At 68.8% G+C, this 17,077-nt stretch carries 15 protein-coding genes and 1 tRNA gene; 8 read left to right on the forward strand and 8 right to left on the reverse strand.

Annotation, left to right across the window (positions count from 1 at the left end; translation table 11 throughout):
• The first annotated feature begins 4 nt into the window (after nucleotides 1-4).
• On the forward strand, nucleotides 5-814 hold the full coding sequence (locus C1M51_RS02450) for a BPSS1780 family membrane protein (protein ID WP_129448069.1): 810 nt from the start codon (nucleotides 5-7) through the stop codon (nucleotides 812-814).
• A 69-nt stretch (nucleotides 815-883) separates the two neighbouring features.
• On the opposite strand, the gene C1M51_RS02455 is transcribed toward C1M51_RS02450, so the two are convergent.
• The 3 genes from C1M51_RS02455 to C1M51_RS02465 form a co-directional block, all read right to left on the reverse strand.
• Entirely contained in the window at nucleotides 884-3,145 is a 2,262-nt protein-coding gene (locus tag C1M51_RS02455; RefSeq protein ID WP_129448070.1) for a PhoX family phosphatase, read from the reverse strand.
• A gap of 184 nt (nucleotides 3,146-3,329) precedes the next feature.
• Nucleotides 3,330-3,830 carry a DUF1097 domain-containing protein gene (locus C1M51_RS02460; protein WP_129448071.1) on the reverse strand — a complete coding sequence of 167 codons (501 nt, stop codon included), beginning with the start codon at nucleotides 3,828-3,830 and terminating at the stop codon, nucleotides 3,330-3,332.
• A gap of 255 nt (nucleotides 3,831-4,085) precedes the next feature.
• Nucleotides 4,086-6,452, reverse strand: coding sequence for a UvrD-helicase domain-containing protein (locus C1M51_RS02465; protein ID WP_129448072.1), 2,367 nt, complete (start codon nucleotides 6,450-6,452; stop codon nucleotides 4,086-4,088).
• Between the two features lie 73 nt (nucleotides 6,453-6,525).
• Between C1M51_RS02465 and C1M51_RS02470 the strand changes: the two genes are divergently transcribed.
• Nucleotides 6,526-7,326: a gamma-glutamyl-gamma-aminobutyrate hydrolase family protein gene (locus C1M51_RS02470; protein WP_011828739.1), complete on the forward strand. Its 801-nt coding sequence runs from the start codon at nucleotides 6,526-6,528 to the stop codon at nucleotides 7,324-7,326.
• A 3-nt stretch (nucleotides 7,327-7,329) separates the two neighbouring features.
• Entirely contained in the window at nucleotides 7,330-7,989 is a 660-nt protein-coding gene (locus tag C1M51_RS02475) for a hypothetical protein (RefSeq protein ID WP_129448073.1), read from the forward strand.
• A 16-nt stretch (nucleotides 7,990-8,005) separates the two neighbouring features.
• Here the strand turns inward: C1M51_RS02475 and C1M51_RS02480 are convergent, their stop codons facing one another.
• Complete coding sequence (locus tag C1M51_RS02480; RefSeq protein WP_129448074.1) at nucleotides 8,006-8,668, reverse strand: TetR/AcrR family transcriptional regulator; 663 nt, start codon at nucleotides 8,666-8,668, stop codon at nucleotides 8,006-8,008.
• Between the two features lie 198 nt (nucleotides 8,669-8,866).
• Between C1M51_RS02480 and C1M51_RS02485 the strand changes: the two genes are divergently transcribed.
• Nucleotides 8,867-9,433, forward strand: coding sequence for a PepSY domain-containing protein (locus tag C1M51_RS02485; protein WP_165349630.1), 567 nt, complete (start codon nucleotides 8,867-8,869; stop codon nucleotides 9,431-9,433).
• A 102-nt stretch (nucleotides 9,434-9,535) separates the two neighbouring features.
• Nucleotides 9,536-12,361: a valine--tRNA ligase gene (locus C1M51_RS02490; protein ID WP_129448076.1), complete on the forward strand. Its 2,826-nt coding sequence runs from the start codon at nucleotides 9,536-9,538 to the stop codon at nucleotides 12,359-12,361.
• Here the strand turns inward: C1M51_RS02490 and C1M51_RS02495 are convergent.
• Entirely contained in the window at nucleotides 12,312-13,436 is a 1,125-nt protein-coding gene (locus C1M51_RS02495; RefSeq protein WP_129448077.1) for a D-isomer specific 2-hydroxyacid dehydrogenase family protein, read from the reverse strand. The genes C1M51_RS02490 and C1M51_RS02495 overlap by 50 nt on opposite strands.
• A gap of 121 nt (nucleotides 13,437-13,557) precedes the next feature.
• On the opposite strand from C1M51_RS02495, the gene galU reads away from it, so the two are divergent.
• On the forward strand, nucleotides 13,558-14,424 hold the full coding sequence (galU, locus tag C1M51_RS02500) for a UTP--glucose-1-phosphate uridylyltransferase GalU (protein WP_011828733.1): 867 nt from the start codon (nucleotides 13,558-13,560) through the stop codon (nucleotides 14,422-14,424).
• A 63-nt stretch (nucleotides 14,425-14,487) separates the two neighbouring features.
• On the opposite strand, the gene C1M51_RS02505 is transcribed toward galU, so the two are convergent.
• The 3 genes from C1M51_RS02505 to cysM are packed head-to-tail and all read right to left on the reverse strand — an operon-like array spanning nucleotide 14,488 to nucleotide 16,196.
• Nucleotides 14,488-14,715: a sulfurtransferase TusA family protein gene (locus C1M51_RS02505; RefSeq protein WP_011828732.1), complete on the reverse strand. Its 228-nt coding sequence runs from the start codon at nucleotides 14,713-14,715 to the stop codon at nucleotides 14,488-14,490.
• Between the two features lie 23 nt (nucleotides 14,716-14,738).
• A complete protein-coding gene (locus C1M51_RS02510) occupies nucleotides 14,739-15,281 on the reverse strand; it encodes an NUDIX domain-containing protein (RefSeq protein WP_129448078.1) in 543 nt (180 codons plus the stop codon).
• 9 nt (nucleotides 15,282-15,290) lie between these two features.
• The gene (cysM, locus tag C1M51_RS02515; RefSeq protein WP_129448079.1) at nucleotides 15,291-16,196 is read right to left on the reverse strand and encodes a cysteine synthase CysM; all 906 of its coding nucleotides are present in this window, start codon (nucleotides 16,194-16,196) and stop codon (nucleotides 15,291-15,293) included.
• Nucleotides 16,197-16,268: 72 nt separating this feature from the next.
• On the opposite strand from cysM, the gene C1M51_RS02520 reads away from it, so the two are divergent.
• Both C1M51_RS02520 and C1M51_RS02525 read left to right on the forward strand, forming a co-directional pair.
• Nucleotides 16,269-16,353 (forward strand) — tRNA-Leu (locus tag C1M51_RS02520).
• Nucleotides 16,354-16,397: 44 nt separating this feature from the next.
• Nucleotides 16,398-16,988, forward strand: a complete 591-nt coding sequence (locus tag C1M51_RS02525) for a rhomboid family intramembrane serine protease (RefSeq protein ID WP_129448080.1) — start codon at nucleotides 16,398-16,400, stop codon at nucleotides 16,986-16,988.
• Nucleotides 16,989-17,077: the final 89 nt, after the last annotated feature.

Here is a 17,077-nt window from a genome sequence, read left to right on the forward strand (position 1 = left end):
ACCGATGAAACTCAAGACTGTTCGCGCCCGTCAGGGCCTGCTGTGGGTGCGCGCCGGCTTCACCGTGTTCTTCCGCCAGCCGCTGGCGTTCGCTGCGCTCTTCGCGCTGTTCGGATTGGTCGTGTTCGTGCTGCTGCAATTGCCGGCCGTCGGGCCGGTGCTGGCCCTGTCGCTGATGCCGGTGGCCACCGTCGCCTTCCTGCTCGCCACCCGCGAGGTGCTGGCCGGCCGCGTCGCCACGCCGCGGCTGGCGCTGCTGCCACTGCGCGATCCGCTGAACCGCAACCGGCTGCTGCAGCTCGGCGCCGCCTACGCGGCGGCGGCGATCGCCGTCGTGCTGCTGTCGCATGTGCTGGACGGCGGCCGTTTCGCAGCGGCCATCGAGGCCATCGCCACCGAAGAGACCACCGCCGCTGCCGCGCTCGAGGACCCGCTGCTGCCGTGGAGCGTGCTGCTGCGACTGGGCCTGATGGCACTGCTGTCGCTCGCCTTCTGGCATGCGCCGGCCCTGGTGTGCTGGGGCCGCATGCCGGTCAACAAGGCGCTGTTCGCCAGCATCGTGGCGTGCTGGCGCAGCCGCGGCGCCTTCGCTGTCTACGGGATCGCCTGGTTCGGCCTGACGATGCTGTTCGTGACGCTGCTGCAGGTCGTCACCGCGCTGCTGGGGCTGCAGCAGGTGATGGGGCTGGCGGTGCTGCCGCTCACGATGCTGGTGTCGACCGTCTTCTATGCCTCGCTGTACTTCAGCTTCGTCGACGCCTTCGACCTCAGCGGCGGCCCCGACAACAGCGAAGACGAAGCGAAGACGGCATGAAAAAGGCCGGCGCAGGCGCCGGCCTCGAAAGCCCGCCCGGCCTCCGCCGGAGGGGCGCCGCCCGGGGCCTCAGGCCCCGACGCGGCCTCCATCGTCCTTGGTGATCGCCAACGTGGCCGAGCGCGGCCGTGAGGTGGTATTGCCCACGGTCGCCTGGTAGCCGGCGTTGCCGGGCCAGTGGCTCACATAGCCCGCCGGGTTGCCGATGGTCGCGGCGGAGATCGTCTCGCCCGGGTGCTGGATGTTGGCGAACACGGTCTTGCCGTCGGGTGTCTCGGTGCAGCCGGTCAGCTCGCAGTCCTTCGGGCCGACCAGGAAGCGCTTGAGCGTGTCGGCGGTCGGCTTCTTGCCGACATAGGTGTCGACGTTCAGCGTGGAGGTATCGGCCAGGGTGTAGCTGAGCGTGGTCTTCACGCCGTCGCCCACCGTGCCCGGCACGCCGAGCAGCATCATGCAGTTGCTCACGTCGGTGTAGGCGCCGTCGTCGGTCTGGATCCAGCACAGCCCGGTCGAGCGACTGAACCACAGGCCGTCGGGGCTGGAGAAGTCCTGGTCCGCGGTGAGCGAGGACAGGTTGATCTTGGACGTGTCGGCGTCGGACTGCGCACCGAACAGGTAGACATCCCAGGTGAAGCCGGTCGCCGCGGGTTCGCCGCCCTCTTCCTTCATGCGGATGATGTGGCCGTTGATGTTGCCGGCCGAGCCTTCCGGCGCGCCGCCGTAGGAGTCCTTGTAGCTGCGCGGGTTGGCCGCGTCGAGCGCGCGCTGGATCGAGTCGGGCGACGCCCCGACCGCCGGTGCCGCCGGTTCGAGCTTGCGCACGCTGTTGTTGGTGAGCGTGTAGTAGATCTCGCCGGTCGTCGGATGCACAGCGCACCACTCGGGGCGGTCCATCGCGGTCGCGCCGACGGCGTCGCCGGCCAGGCGCGAGTGGATTGCCACGTCGCCTGCGTCGGCGAAGGCGTAGCCGGCGTAGTTCTTCACGTCGAGGTTGTCGAAGCTCAGCTCGATCCAGTCGCCGCTGCCGTCGTCGTTGAACTTCGCCACATAGAGCTTGCCGCTGTCGAGATACTTGTCGCCCGCGGCGATGCGGTTCGAGGGCTCTGCGTCGGCGGCATCCCAGTTCGTGGCCGATACGAACTTGTAGATGTACTCTCCCCGCGAGTCGTCGCCCATGTAGACGGCCAGCGGCTTGCCGGCCACCGCCTTGCCGAAGGCCGCGCTCTCGTGCGCGAACCGGCCCAGGGTCGTGCGTTTCTTGATGATCGCCGCCTTGTCGTAGGGATCGATCTCGACGATGTAGCCGAAGGTGTTGAGCTCGTTGCGGTAGTCGTCGCTGCCGTCGGCCGAGGCGCCGATCTTGCTGATGTCCCAGCGCTGGTACTTGTCGTCCGCACCGCTGGTTTCCCAGCCGTGGCGGCTGGCCGCACCCTGCTTGCGCTTGTAGCGGTTGAGCGCGGTGACGCTCTTGTCGCCGCGGGCCGCGTCGTCGCCGGCCGAGCGGGTGAAGTAGCCCTCGAAGTTCTCTTCGCCGGTCAGCAGCGTGCCCCAGGGCGTGTAGCCGGTGCCGCAGTTGTTGATGGTGCCGCGTGCGCCGGTGCCGGCGGTCGAATACAGCGTCTTCACGAGCGCGTTGCCGCGCACCGCGCCCGACAGCTCCAACGGCGTGAGCGGCGTGACGCGGCGGTTGTAGGCCGAGTCCTGGACGTAGGCCCAGGTGCTGCCGGTCTTGCGGACTTCGACCACCGACACGCCGTGGGCCGGGATCTCCTTGTCGGATTCCGACGCGGGGCGCGGCCGCGCCGAGCTACCGTTCACATGCAGGTAGTTGTCGCTCAGCGCCTCGTGGTTCATTGCCAGCAGGCCGCGCTCGGAGCCGTTCGCATCGCGCGCGGTGCCGGCGGTGTTGAGCCCGAAGTACTCCATGCCGTCATGGTGGTCGCCGGCGCGCTGGTCGAAATCGGTGTCGCTGCCGTCGTTGGCAAAGGCTGGCGTGCCCGCCGTCAGCGGATCGCCGAGTGCGTAGATCACCGCGGCGGTGTAGCCGGCCGGCACGCTCACGGCGTCGGCGGTGCTCTTCGCCACGGCGGTGAAACTGAGCTTGTCGACCGGCGGGTTCGCGACCGGCGCGTCGTCGTCCCCACCACCGCAGGCGCTGACGCTCAACCCGCCCAGCACCACCGCCGCGGCCGTGCCGACCCCGCCGCGCAGCACCGAGCGCCGGCTCAGCCGCGCGTCGAGCACGGCCATGAAATCGGCGTTGCCGCTGGTGTTGCTGTTCTCGTCATCGCCATCGATGCCGAGCAGGGGATGATTGACTCGCTGATTCATGTCTGCGTTCCTTGCGACTGCTGGGGGACGGGGTGGGCCGGGACGGACCCACCGAGAAGCCGCAGACGTTAGGCACGGGACATGAAATCGCGGTGACAGATCGGTGTCGCGTCTGTCACGAGAACGGCAGCGCGAGAGCGCCCCGGCCGTCGCCGACGGCCGGGGCGCTCTGCGCCGTCGGGGGTCAGGCCGCGGCTGGGGCGGCCTTCTTGGTCAGCATGCCGGCCAGCGCCTCGGAGGCCCAGCCGAAGCCGGCGCCGATCGCGACCGACACGATGGACGGCACGATCGCGTCGATCGGCGCCACACCCTTCAGCAGGATGAGCCCGGCCACGCAGGCGAAGCCGTAGACGCAGGCCGGGATCGTGGCAAGCAGGCCGACGTGGGCCGCCAGCACGATCACCGCCGCCCCGATGCCCACCGCCACCGGAGCCGCCAGCGACCCGAGCGAGCCCAGTTGCCCGGCCAGCAGGACCGAGAGCGCCCCGACGACGATGCCGAAGGACATGCAGACGATGGTGGTCCGCGCCGAAGCGGGTTTGCCGCCGCAGTGGAAGTAGCAGGCCCAGGCCACGAAAGCCTGCCAGATCTGGACACCGAAGGCCGCCAGCGGGCCGAGGAACAGGAAGGTCGCGACCACGGCCAGAACGCCGATCGAAATCGCCAGGGCAATGAGCAAGGGCATGGTGAGTCTCCTCAAGTCTAGGTATCGGTATGGAGAGAAGAAGCGCCCGCCGACGGCCGGCGCACCACCCCTGACTGCCAACGACGAGTGGTGGCGGCAGTGTTCGGATCACCCCTCCAGCGAACAAGCAAGGACAAACCTTTGTGAGCAGCGCAGCATTTGCTTACAAATTGTGCCCTGCTGTCTCAGCGGGGATCACAACGCACCATGACGGAGCGCCGGACGGCGCGCGGTGTTGCGCGGACGCCGCGCGGTTCAATCGACCGGCGTCAGCTTCGCGACGCTCAGCGCCAGCCACTTCATCCCATGGCGGCCGAAGTTGACCTGGGCCCGCGCATCGGCCCCAAGGCCCTCGAGCGTCACGATCACGCCCTCGCCGAACTTGGTGTGGAACACGCCCTGGCCGGACCGCAGCCCGTTCGGCGTGCTGCGCGCCTGGGCTTCGAAGGCGGCCGGCGCCGAAGCAGGCACGACACGTCCCGCGCCCACCATCGAGCCCAGCCCCGAGCCGCGCTGCCACGCGGCCTGGTAGTCGCGGGCGTAGCCCGAGCCGAAGCCCTGCAGCTTCGGCGTCAGCCACTTCAGCGCGGCCTCGGGCAGTTCATCGAAGAAGCGGCTCTTGAGGTTGTACCGGGTCTGGCCGTGCAGCATGCGGGTCTGGCTGAAGCTCAGGTAGAGCCGCTTGCGCGCGCGCGTGATGGCCACATACATCAGCCGGCGCTCCTCTTCCAGACCGTCGAGGTCGGCCGCCGCGTTCTCGTGCGGGAACAGGCCTTCCTCCAGGCCGGTGATGAAGACCTGGTCGAACTCCAGGCCCTTGGCGGCGTGCACCGTCATCAGCTGCACGGCGTCCTGGCCGGCCTGCGCCTGGTTGTCGCCGGCCTCGAGCGCGGCGTGGGTGAGAAAGGCCGCGAGCGGGCTCATGATCTCGCCGGTCTCGACATCGGGCTGGGTGTCGACCAGGGCCACTGCGGCCGGCAGACCCTCGGCGATGCGGCCGGCCTGTTCGTCGACCGGCAGCGCCACGGCGTCCTTGCCGAAGCCTTCCTGCGTGACGAAGGCCTCGGCGGCGTTGACCAACTCGTCCAGGTTCTCCAGCCGCTCGGCGCCTTCCTTCTCGTTGCGGTAGAAGTCGGCCAACCCGGAGGCCTGCACCACGTGCTCGATGATCTCGCGCAACGTGAGGCCGCGCGTCGCTTCGCGCATCGCATCGACCAGCACGGTGAAGGCGCCGAGGTTCGATCCACCCTTGCCGGCGATCGCCCCCACGCTCTGCCAGAGGCTGCGGCCACTGCTGCGCGCGGCGTCCTGCAGCAGCTCCATCGTGCGGGCGCCGATGCCGCGCGTGGGGAAGTTGACGACGCGCAGGAAGCTGGTGTCGTCGTTCGGATTTTCGATCAGCCGCAGGTAGGCCAACGCGTGCTTGATTTCGGCACGCTCGAAGAAGCGCAGGCCGCCATAGACGCGGTAGGGCACACCGGCGTTGAACAGCGCGCTCTCGATCACCCGGCTCTGCGCATTGCTGCGGTAGAGCACTGCGATCTCACTGCGCGGCGATCCGTCGCGCTGCAGCTGGCGCGCCTCGTCGAGGAACCACTGCGCCTCGGCGAAATCGCTGGTGGCCTCGAACACGCGCACCGGCTCGCCGGGACCGGCCTCCGTGCGCAGGTTCTTGCCCAGACGGCGCGAGTTGTGCGCGATCAGCGCGTTGGCGCTGTCGAGGATGTTGCCGAAGCTGCGGTAGTTGCGCTCGAGCTTCACGACCTGCTGAACGTGGAACTCGCGCTCGAAGTCGGCCATGTTGCCGACACGCGCGCCGCGGAAGGCATAGATGCTCTGGTCGTCGTCGCCGACGGCGAGCACGTTGTTGTCGGTGCCGGCGAACATCTTCAGCCACGCGTACTGCAGGCGGTTGGTGTCCTGGAACTCGTCGACCAGGATGTGGCGGAAGCGCCGCTGGTAGTGCTGGCGCAGCTCGGCGTGGTCGCGCATCAGCTCGTAGGTGCGCAGCATCAGCTCGGCGAAGTCGACCACGCCCTCGCGCTGACACTGGTCTTCGTAGGCCTGGTAGATGGCCTGCTGCGTGCGGGTGAGCTCGTCGCGCACCTCGATGTGCTGCGGGCGCAGTCCGTCTTCCTTGGCGCCGGCGATGAACCACGCGCACTGCTTGGGGATATAGCGCTCCTCGTCGAGCTTCATCGCCTTGACGATGCGCTTGACCGCCGAGACGCTGTCCTGCGCGTCGAGGATCTGGAAGCCCTGCGGCAGGCCTGCCAGCTTCCAGTGCGCGCGCAGGAAGCGGTTGCACAAGCCGTGGAAGGTACCGATCCACATGCCGCGCGGGTTCACCGGCAGCAGCGTGGAGAGTCGCGTGAGCATCTCCTTCGCGGCCTTGTTGGTGAAGGTCACCGCCATCACGCCGGCCGGGGAGACCTGGCCGGTCTGCACCAGCCAGGCGATGCGCGTCGTCAGCACCCGCGTCTTGCCGGACCCGGCACCCGCGAGGATCAGTGCATTGCCCGCCGGCAGCGTGACCGCGGCGAGCTGCTCGGGGTTCAGGTGGCGCAGCAGGCCAGCGGCTTCGCCCGGGAACGCACGATCGTTTTCAACTGACACATCCATCCAGGGATTCTATGGAGCAGCGCTCGGCTCCAAGGGTATCCTCGTCCCCGTCGTCCTCCCCACTCTTCCTGCCATGTCCGACGCGCTGCTCATCGGCATCTCCGCGCGCATCTATCACCCGATCACGCCGGTGGCCGACATCGGCGGCATCTTCACCCGGACCCTGCACTACCTGGAGCAATCGGTGGCGCACTGGGTGTTGCAGCCCGACGCGCTGGCGCTGATGATCCCGCCCGTCGAGCGCGAGGGGTTGCTGCAGCCCAGCGAGGTGAGCCTGGCCGACTACGCGCAGCGACTCGACGGCCTGGTGCTGCAGGGGGGTGCCGACGTGGCCCCCGAAAGCTATGGCGAGACCCCGCTGGCGCCCGCCTGGGCCGGCGACCGGGTACGCGACCGCTACGAGATCGAGCTGTTCAATGCCTTCGTCGCCGCCGGCAAGCCGGTGATCGGCATCTGCCGCGGCTGCCAGCTGATCAACGTCGCCTTCGGCGGCACGCTCTACCAGGACATCTCGACGCAGGTGCCCACGGCCATCGCCCACGTCGACGACGCCCGCTACGACAACCAGTTCCACGAGGTCAGCCTGGTGCAGGGCAGCCGGCTGGCCGGGCTCTATCCGGGCACGCACCGGGCCGAGATCAACTCCATCCACCACCAGGCGATCAAGGACCTCGGCCGCGAACTGAACATCGAGGCGGTGGCGGTGCCCGACGGCCTGATCGAGGCGGTGCGCTGGCGCGGCTCGAGCTATGTGTTCGGCATGCAGTGGCATCCGGAATTCATGGCGCAGCGCCAACTCCATCCCGACCAGCTCGACGGCCGGCCGATCCTGCGCGAGTTCCTCGACGCCGCGCGCGCGCGACGGCGCGCCTGAGCCTTGCGCAACGCCCTCCTGGGCGCCGCCGGCGCCGCACTGCTCACCGGCCTCGCCCCCGCGGCGGCGGCGCCCTGCAGCGCGCCGCGCGAGGTGATCGAGCGCCTGATGTCGTCCGACTGCGAAGCCTGCTGGACCGGCGCCGCGGCCCGGTCGCTGCCGCGCTCGACCTGGGTGCTGGACTGGATCGAACCGAGCGCCGCCGGGGCCGATGCACCGCTGGCCGCGGGCGCCCTGCCCGAGGCCGCAGCGCGCCGCCAGGCGCTGGCGGCGGCTGCATCGGTCGACGGCACGCAGGAGTTTCGCTGGCCGCTCGCTCGGCGACCGGCGGTGCGATTGACGGTGGGCGGCGGCCCCGCCTGGAACGGCTACCTGGGCCTGCAATTGCAGGCCAGTGGCAAGCTCCCCGAGGGCGCCGAGGTCTACCTGGCCCTGGTCGAGCACATCCCGGCCGGCAGCGACGGCAGCCCGGTCCAACGGCGTCTGGTGCGCAGCGTGGCCGGTCCGCTGGTGCTGGACGCAGATGGCCGGCGCTCGACGCAGTGGCGAGCGCTCCGCATCCCCGATGGCGCCAAGCCGGAACGCCTGCAGGGCATGGCATGGTGGGTGGATCGCGAGGCGCGGCTGCGTGGCATGGCGCTGGAGGCGTGCACGGCCCGTTGAATCGGCGCACGCTGCGCTAGGAGGTCGCGGTCGTCCGCCATCTCGGTGCAGCACCTCCCTGCGATGCCAGACGGGCCTGCAGCAGGTGCTGCAAGGCGGCATGCGCTGCCGGCAGATCGAAGGACGGATCGATCAGGGCACGCACCGCCAGACCGTCGAGCGCCGCCGCCAGTACCGCGCTCAGCGACGGCAGATCACCGAGTTCGACTGCCGCCGTGGCGGTGACCGCGGCCAGTTGCCGCACCATCTCGGATTCTGCGTCGCGGTGACGCTGCGCGGCAGCCTCCGCCACCACCGGGTCACGCAAGGCAGCGCTGTCGATGTCGGCGGAAAGACGGACCCGATCCGCGGTGACGAGGCCCCCCGCTCGTCCGAGCCAGGTGCCCGGCCCTGCACCGTCGCCGGTCTCCGGCGGGTCTTCCGCGTGCAGGCGGCGCGCGCTGGCGCTGACCAAGGCCGCGATCAGTTCGCCCTTGGACGCGAAATAGTAGTGCGCCAACCCGAGCGCCACACCGGCTTCCCGGGCCACGCGTCGCATCGACAGCTTCCCGATGCCATCGTTCAGCAGCACGTCGAGCGCGGCCTCGACGATCAACGTGCGCTTGTCCCGGCCCGCAGGGGCGCCGCCACTGACCGGGTCGTCGGTACGCGTCAGCAGGGGGTCGAGCCAGTCGGACATCGGGAGAAGGAAGGCTTGGCGGGACGTTCAAGCAACGCCCGGAGTGTTGCGCAGCGACGTGCCGCTTGGGATCGAACAGGCGTTCAAACGCGAAGGTCGGGAGAAAATCCTGTTGCACGCAGCGCGATCCGCTGCTTGGTCTCGATGCTCCGTCTCGCTTTCCAGCCCCATCCCTTTCCTGCATCAGAAGGTTCCACCATGACTCCGTACCGAACAAGCTGTCCCCAAGCACTGCGAGGCGCTCTTCCCGTCGCCATCGCCGCCTCCGTTCTCACGCTCTGGAGCGCCGCAGCGGTAGCGGCGCCCAAGATCCCCAAGGTCAGCGTCGGCATCGAGCAATGCATTCCGAAGGTGCTGGCCAAGCACCCCGGCACCGTGCTGCAGGTGGTGCTGAAGCCGGAGGACGGCAAGCCGGTCTGGGAGATCGAGGTCGACGGCAAGGACGGCAAGCTGTGGGACGTGGAGTGCAGCGGCGCCACGGGCAAGATCGTCGAGAGCGAGCAGCGCTTCAAGTCGGCCGACGAGCCCGGCTTCAAGGAGAAGGTCAAGGTCAGCGAGCCCGACGCGACCAAGACCGCACTCGCCAAGCACCCGGGCAAGGTCGAGCGCGTCGAGTACGAGGTCGAGGCCGATGGCACCCCGGTCTACGAGTTCGACATCGAGCAGGACAACGGCGAGGACGTGCGTGTCGAGGTCGATGCCGTGACCGGCAAGCTGCGCGAGGCGCACCCCGAACTGCTGGAGATCGGCCGCCTGCCGAAGTGAGGCCGGCCCCGGACGGGGCGGGTGCGGCCCGCCTCGTAGAATCGGGGCTTCGACCCAGCGGAAACGGCGCCCCATGGGCGCCGTTTTCCTTTCAGGCCTGCCATGACCGAACTCGCGAAATCCTTCGAACCCGACCCGATCGAGGCCAAGTGGGCCCCCGTGTGGGAGCAGCGCGGCCTGTTCGCGCCGACGCTCGACGCCGGCAAGCCCTCGTTCGCCATCCAGTTGCCGCCGCCCAACGTGACCGGCGTGCTGCACATGGGCCACGCGTTCAACCAGACCATCATGGACGCGCTGACCCGCTACCACCGCATGCGCGGCGACAACACGCTGTGGGTGCCGGGGACCGACCACGCGGGCATCGCGACCCAGATCGTCGTCGAGCGCCAGCTCGAGCAGCAGGGCCAGAACCGCCACGACCTGGGCCGCAAGAACTTCGTCGCGCGCATCTGGGACTGGAAGGAGCACTCCGGCTCGACCATCACGCGGCAGATGCGCCGCCTCGGCGCCAGCGTCGACTGGCGGCATGAGTACTTCACGATGGACGAGAAGCTCTCGACCGTCGTCACCGACACCTTCGTGCAGCTCTACGAGCAGGGCCTGATCTACCGCGGCAAGCGGCTGGTGAACTGGGACCCGGTGCTGAAGTCGGCCGTCTCCGACCTGGAGGTCGAGAGCGAGGAGGAGGACGGCCACCTGTGGCACATCCGCTACCCGCTGGCCGACGGCAGCGGCGCGCTGGTCGTGGCCACGACGCGCCCGGAGACCATGCTCGGCGACACCGCGGTGATGGTGCACCCGGAGGACGAGCGCTACCAGGCGCTGATCGGCAAGCAGGTCACGCTGCCGCTGTGCGACCGCACGATCCCGGTGATCGCGGACGACTACGTCGACCGCGCCTTCGGCACCGGCGTCGTGAAGGTCACGCCGGCCCACGACTTCAACGACTACGCGGTCGGCCAGCGCCACGGGCTGCCGGTGATCGGCATCCTGACGCTGGACGCCCAGGTCAACGACCAGGCGCCCGCGTCCTACCGCGGGCTGGACCGCTTCGTCGCGCGCAAGAAGGTGGTCGCCGACCTCGAGGCCCAGGGCTTCCTGGTCGAGGTCAAGAAGCACAAGCTGATGGTGCCGCGCTGCGCGCGCACCGGCCAGGTGGTCGAGCCGATGCTGACCGACCAGTGGTTCGTCGCGGTCAGCAAGGCGGGCCCGGACGGCCGGAGCATCGCGCAGAAGGCGATCGACGCGGTCGCTTCCGGCGAGGTGAAGTTCGTGCCGGAGAACTGGGTCAACACCTACGACCAGTGGATGAAGAACATCCAGGACTGGTGCATCTCGCGCCAGCTCTGGTGGGGCCACCAGATCCCGGCCTGGTACGGCAGCGGCGGCGAGCTGTTCGTCGCGCGCAGCGAGGACGAGGCACGCGCCAAGGCACGCGCGGCCGGCTACGACGGCACGCTCGCGCGCGACGAGGACGTGCTCGACACCTGGTACTCGTCGGCGCTGGTGCCGTTCTCCTCGCTCGGCTGGCCCGCGAAGACGAAGGAGCTCGAGCTCTTCCTGCCCTCGAGCGTGCTGGTCACCGGCTACGAGATCATCTTCTTCTGGGTCGCCCGGATGATCATGATGACGACCCACTTCGCCGGCACCGTGCCGTTCCGCACCGTCTACATCCACGGCATGGTGCGCGACAGCGAAGGCAAGAAGATGAGCAAGTCCGAAGGGAACGTGCTCGATCCGGTGGACCTGATCCAGGGCGTGGACCTCGACACGCTGGTGCAGAAGAGCACCACCGGGCTGCGCAAGCCCGAGACCGCGCCCAAGGTCGCCGCGCGCGTGAAGAAGGAGTTCCCCGAGGGCATGCCGGCCTACGGCGCCGACGCGCTGCGCTTCACGATGGCCAGCTACGCCAGCCTGGGCCGCAACATCAACTTCGACACCAAACGCTGCGAGGGCTACCGCAACTTCTGCAACAAGCTCTGGAACGCGACGCGCTTCGTGCTGATGAACTGCGAGGGCCAGGACTGCGGCTTCGCCGACCACACGGCCGAGCAGTGCGTGCCGGGCGGCTACCTCGACTTCTCGAACGCCGACCGATGGATCACCAGCGAGCTGCAGCGCGTCGAGGCGACGGTGGAGAAGGCCTTCGCCGAGTTCCGCCTCGACAACGTGGCCAACGCCGTGTACAGCTTCGTGTGGGACGAGTACTGCGACTGGTACCTGGAGATCGCGAAGGTGCAGATCGCGGTCGGCGACGATGCCGCGAAGCGCGCGACGCGCCGCACGCTGATCCGCGTGCTGGAAACCGTGCTGCGCCTGCTGCATCCGCTGACGCCCTTCATCACCGAGGAGCTGTGGCAGGCGGTCGCGCCGGTCGCGCAGCGCAAGGTGGCCGGCAGCGACGCGTCGCTGGCGACCGCGCGCTACCCGCAGCCGCAGCTGGAACGCATCGACGCCCAGGCCGACGCCTGGGTGGCGAAGCTGAAGGCCCTGGTGGGCGCCTGCCGCAACCTGCGCTCCGAAATGAACCTGTCGCCGGCCGAGCGCGTGCCGCTGCTGAGCTTCGGCGATGCCGCCTTCATCGCCCAGGCCACGCCGCTGCTGAAGGCGCTGGCCAAGCTCGGCGAGGTGCGCGTCATCGACGGCGAAGCCGAGTTCGTGCAGGCCACCGCGGCCGCGCCGGTGTCGGTGCACGGCACGACACGGCTGGCGCTGCACGTGGAGGTCGATGCCGAGGCCGAGCGCGAGCGGCTGTCGAAGGAAATCGTCCGGATCGAAGGCGAGATCGTCAAGGCCGAAGCCAAGCTGGGCAACGAGAGCTTCGTGGCCCGCGCGCCAGCGACCGTGGTGGCGCAGGAGCGCCAGCGCCTCGCCGATTTCAGCGCGACGCTGGATCGCTTGCGGGCTCAGCGCTCGCGCTTGGGCTGAGCTGAGCTTCGTCGGCCTTGGCCGACGGTGGAGGTGGCGGCGGATCGAGGTCGTCGTCATCGTCGACGACGACAGCGCCGTCCACCGGCAGATCGTCAGGCTGCGCACTCAGCGGCGCCGGGCCCGACACCGGGCCGTGCGGCGGCGACACCGCCACGCGGAGTTCGCGCGCCAGCGGCGGGGTCTGGCTGAGAATCTCGTCGAGCCGCTGAGCGACCGCCCAGACGCTGCGGACACGGGACTCCTGCGTGTAACCGGCCAGACGCGAGGTCGTGTGCAGGTTGGGCGCACCGTTCAGCGGCCGGCCCGGATCGAGCAGCCCGGGCTCCACGCTATCGAGCCAGGCGCTCGCGATGCGGCCGCTGCGCAGCGCCATCGCCAGCGACGCCTCGTCGAACAGGGCCGAATGCGAGGTGCTGACCAGCACCTGCCCCGGCTTGCACTGCGGCAGGTAGCGCTCGCCGAACAACCCCTGATAGCGGCTGTAGTAGGGCAACTGCACGCAGACGGCGTCGGCGGTCTCGAGCAGCTCGCGCAGCCCCATCGCCTCGATGCGCCAGCGGCCCCAGAGGATGTCGCTCGCATGCAAGGTCGGGTCGTAGCCGACCAGCCGCGTGCCGAAGCCGCTGAGCATGGCCGACAGCGAGCGCGCCGCCGGCGCCAGCCCGACCAGGCCGACCGTCACCGAGGCCAGTTCGCGGCCGGTCGTGACCCGGCCACCACCGGCGCCCGGGCGCAGCAGGGTGATCAGCGCACCGATCATGAACTCGGCCTCGGCCGGGGCCGTGGCGGCGGCGCCGCGCACCAGTTCCACGCCCGCACGCGAGCAGGCATCGACGTCGATGTTCTCCAGCCCCGGCTCGATGCGCGCCACGGCCCGCAGCAGCGGGGCGAACGACAGCGCCTCGGAGTCGATCCGCAACTGTGGCGGCAGCACCGCGGCCCGCACATTGAACAGGGTCTGGCGGAAGGCGCGTGCGTCGCGCGCCAGTTCGGGCGCGTAGCGCACCCGGTGCCGAGCCTGCAACCAGCTCAGCACTTCGCTTTCTATCGGTTCGACGATCAGCAGATCCATGGCGGCCGATGATGACTCAAGCCAGACCGTGACATAAGTTCACAAGCCCACTTGAGCAGGGGAGCGCGTGACGGAAGCTGCATGACAGAATGAATCGAACTTCTCTCATGATTGTAAGTACATGCTCATCAACAAGGCGATCTTCCCCGTGGCGGGTCTCGGCACCCGCTTTCTGCCGGCCACCAAGGCACAGCCCAAGGAAATGCTGCCGGTCGTTGACAAGCCCTTGATCCAGTATGCCGTCGAGGAGGCTTACGCCGCCGGCATCCGCGAGATGATTTTTGTGACCGGACGCAGCAAGCGCCCGATCGAGGACCACTTCGACATGGCCTACGAACTCGAGGTGGAGCTCGAGGCCGCCGGCAAGGCCGAGTTGCTGGAGCTGGTGCGCCAAGTCAAGCCCGACGACATGGAGTGCGTCTACGTGCGCCAGTCCAAGATGCTGGGCCTGGGTCACGCGGTGCTGTGTGCCGAGCGGCTGGTGCGCAACGAGCCGTTCGCCGTGCTGCTGGCCGACGACCTGATGGTCGGCGACAAGCCCATCCTGACCCAGATGGTCGAGCAGTTCGACGAATGGCGCGCCTCGATCCTCGCGGTCCAGGAAGTACCGGAAGACCAGACCCGCCGCTACGGCATCGTGGCCGGCACGCCGGTCAACGACCGCATGATGGATGTTTCGCGCATCGTCGAGAAGCCGGCCCCGGCCGATGCCCCGTCGCGGCTGGGTGTGGCCGGGCGCTACATCCTGATGCCCGACGTCTTCACCGAGATTCGCAACCAGCCGCGCGGCGTGGGGGGCGAGATCCAGCTGACCGACGGCATTGCCGGCCTGTTGCGCCGCCAGAAGGTGTTCGCCTACACCTACGAGGGCAAGCGCTACGACTGCGGCAGCAAGGAAGGCTTCCTGCAGGCCAACATCGAGCTCGGCATGGCCCACCCGCAGATCGGTGCCAGCGTGCGCGAATACCTGAAGACGCTGGCGCTCTGACTCGGAGCGCAGCCCCGCCCCATGAAAAAGCCGCCCAAGGGCGGCTTTCTTGCGCGGGCTGGCTCAGCGCCGCCGCAACCAGTGGATGAACTCCTGGCCCTCGGTCTGCTGGTCGACCAGTTCGTTGCCGGTCTGACGGGCGAAGGCCTGGAAATCGCGCACCGAGCCGGGGTCGGTGGCGACCACCTTCAGCGTCTGGCCGCTGCTCATGTCGGCCAGTGCCTTCTTCGCCTTCAGGATCGGCAGCGGGCAGTTCAGACCGCGGGTGTCGAGTTCCTTGTTCACTTCCATCGATATCCCCTGTTGCGACGATTCTAGGCCGACGCCCGGCCCCATTCGATCCACTGCGGCTCGATGCCGCGGGCGCGCTGCCAGTCGGCCAGCGCGAACCCGGTGCCGGCGGTCCAGCACTTCACCTCCGCCGGCTCGAACAGTCGGTACTCCACCAGCTCCGGCGACAGCACGATCTCGCCGCGCGCCTTGACGTGGTAGGCCACGATGAGCTGGTTCATGCGCTGAAAATCATAGACACCGATCAGCGCGATCTGGCTCGCCTGCAACGCGGTCTCTTCCAGCACTTCACGCGCGATGCCCTCCTGAGGGGTCTCGCCGGCCTCCATGAAGCCGGTGATCAGGCCGAAGTTCCTGCCCGCCCAGGCCGCGTTGCGCGCCAGCAGCAGACGTCCGTCGCGATCCTCGCATTCCAGCACCGCGGCCAGCACCGGCGTCGGGTTGTTCCAGTGCGTCCAGGCGCACTGGGGACAGCGCAGCCGGGACTTATCGCCGCCATCCTCGGCCGCAACGATCCATTCGAGCGCGGCGGCACAGCTCGGGCAGAAGCGAAACGCATGCGACATCGGCGGGGCTCAGGCCGGGAAGACCCCGGTCGACAGGTAGCGGTCGCCACGGTCGCAGACGATGAACACGATGGTCGCGTTCTCGACCGTCTTGGCCACCTCCAGCGCCGCCCACAGCGCCCCGGCGGCCGAGATGCCGGCGAACAGACCCTCCTCGCGCGCCAGCCGGCGCGCCATGTCCTCGGCATCGGACTGGCTGACGTTGATGGTCTCGTCGACGCGGCTGGGCTCGTAGATCTTCGGCAGGTAGGCCTCGGGCCACTTGCGGATGCCGGGGATCCGCGAGCCTTCGCTCGGCTGCGCGCCGATGATGCGCACGCCGGGGTCCTTCGACTTCAGGTAGGTCGACACGCCGGTGATCGTGCCGGTGGTCCCCATCGCGCTGACGAAGTGCGTGATCTGCCCCTCGGTGTCGTCCCAGATCTCGGGGCCAGTGGTCTCGACATGGATGCGCGGGTTGTCGGCATTCGCGAACTGATCGAGCACACGGCCCTTGCCCTCGCGTTGCAGGCGCTCCGCCAGGTCGCGCGCGTACTCCATGCCGCCGGCCTTGGGCGTCAGCACCAGTTCCGCGCCGAAGGCACGCATCGACTGCGCCCGCTCGATCGACAGGTCCTCCGGCATGATCAGCAGCATGCGGTAGCCTCGGATCGCCGCCGCCATCGCCAGCGCGATGCCGGTGTTGCCCGAGGTGGCCTCGATCAGGGTGTCGCCCGGCCTGATCTCGCCACGCTCCTCGGCACGGCGGATCATGCTGATGGCCGGCCGGTCCTTCACAGACCCCGCGGGGTTGTTGCCCTCGAGCTTGCCGAGGATCACGTTGCCGCGCCGCTCGTTCTCGGCGCCCGGCAGGCGCACCAGGCGAACCAGCGGGGTTCGGCCGATCGTGTCTTCAACGGTCAGATAACGAGGCATCGGAGCACCTTTCTGAGGCGATTGTGGCAGCTGACCGAAGCCCCCGTGGCAGAATCGCCGCGTTCCATTCGTGCCTCGGTGGCGAAACCGGTAGACGCGCGGGACTCAAAATCCCGTTCAGCAATGAGTGTCGGTTCGAGTCCGACCCGAGGCACCACCCCTGCACCGGCAGCCGCGCTGCGGCCGATCCACCCGCGCCACATGCCTCCCTTGCCCCCGATCACCCAGGCCCTGATCCTGATCAACGTCGCGGTGTTCTGCCTCGACCAGTTCCTCGGCCTGTGGTTCACGCGGCTGTTCGCGCTGTGGCCGCTGGGTGGCGGCTTCATGCCCTGGCAGATGGCGAGCTATGCCTTCCTGCACGGCGGCATCGGCCATCTGTTCTTCAACATGCTGGGCCTGTGGATGTTCGGCGCGGAGCTGGAACGCCTGTGGGGCACGAAGCGCTTCGTGCAGTTCTACGGCGCCAGCGTGCTCGCCGCCGCCGTGGCGCAGCTGCTGGTGGCCTGGCTGCTCAACTCGCCTTATCCCACCGTTGGCGCCTCGGGCGGCCTGTTCGGCCTGCTGCTGGCCTTCGGCATGCTGTTCCCGAACCGCACCATCATGCCGCTGTTCCCACCGATCCCGATGAAGGCGCGCACCTTCGTGATGGTGTTCGGCGGCCTGGAACTGCTGCTCGGCTTCATCAGCCCGACCGGTGGCGTGGCGCACTTCGCCCACCTGGGCGGCATGGCCGGCGGCTGGCTGATGATCCGCTACTGGCGCGGCCAGGCTCCATTCGGTCGGCGCTGACGCCGGCCCAGGGTTGTCGCCTCGACTCGCGGTTTTTTTTGCCTGGCGCAAAGCCCTCAGACTCCCGTCGGGCTTGGTGACGGTTCATG

The organism is Methylibium sp. Pch-M, from assembly GCF_004136295.1.
GTDB lineage: Bacteria > Pseudomonadota > Gammaproteobacteria > Burkholderiales > Burkholderiaceae_C > Methylibium > Methylibium petroleiphilum.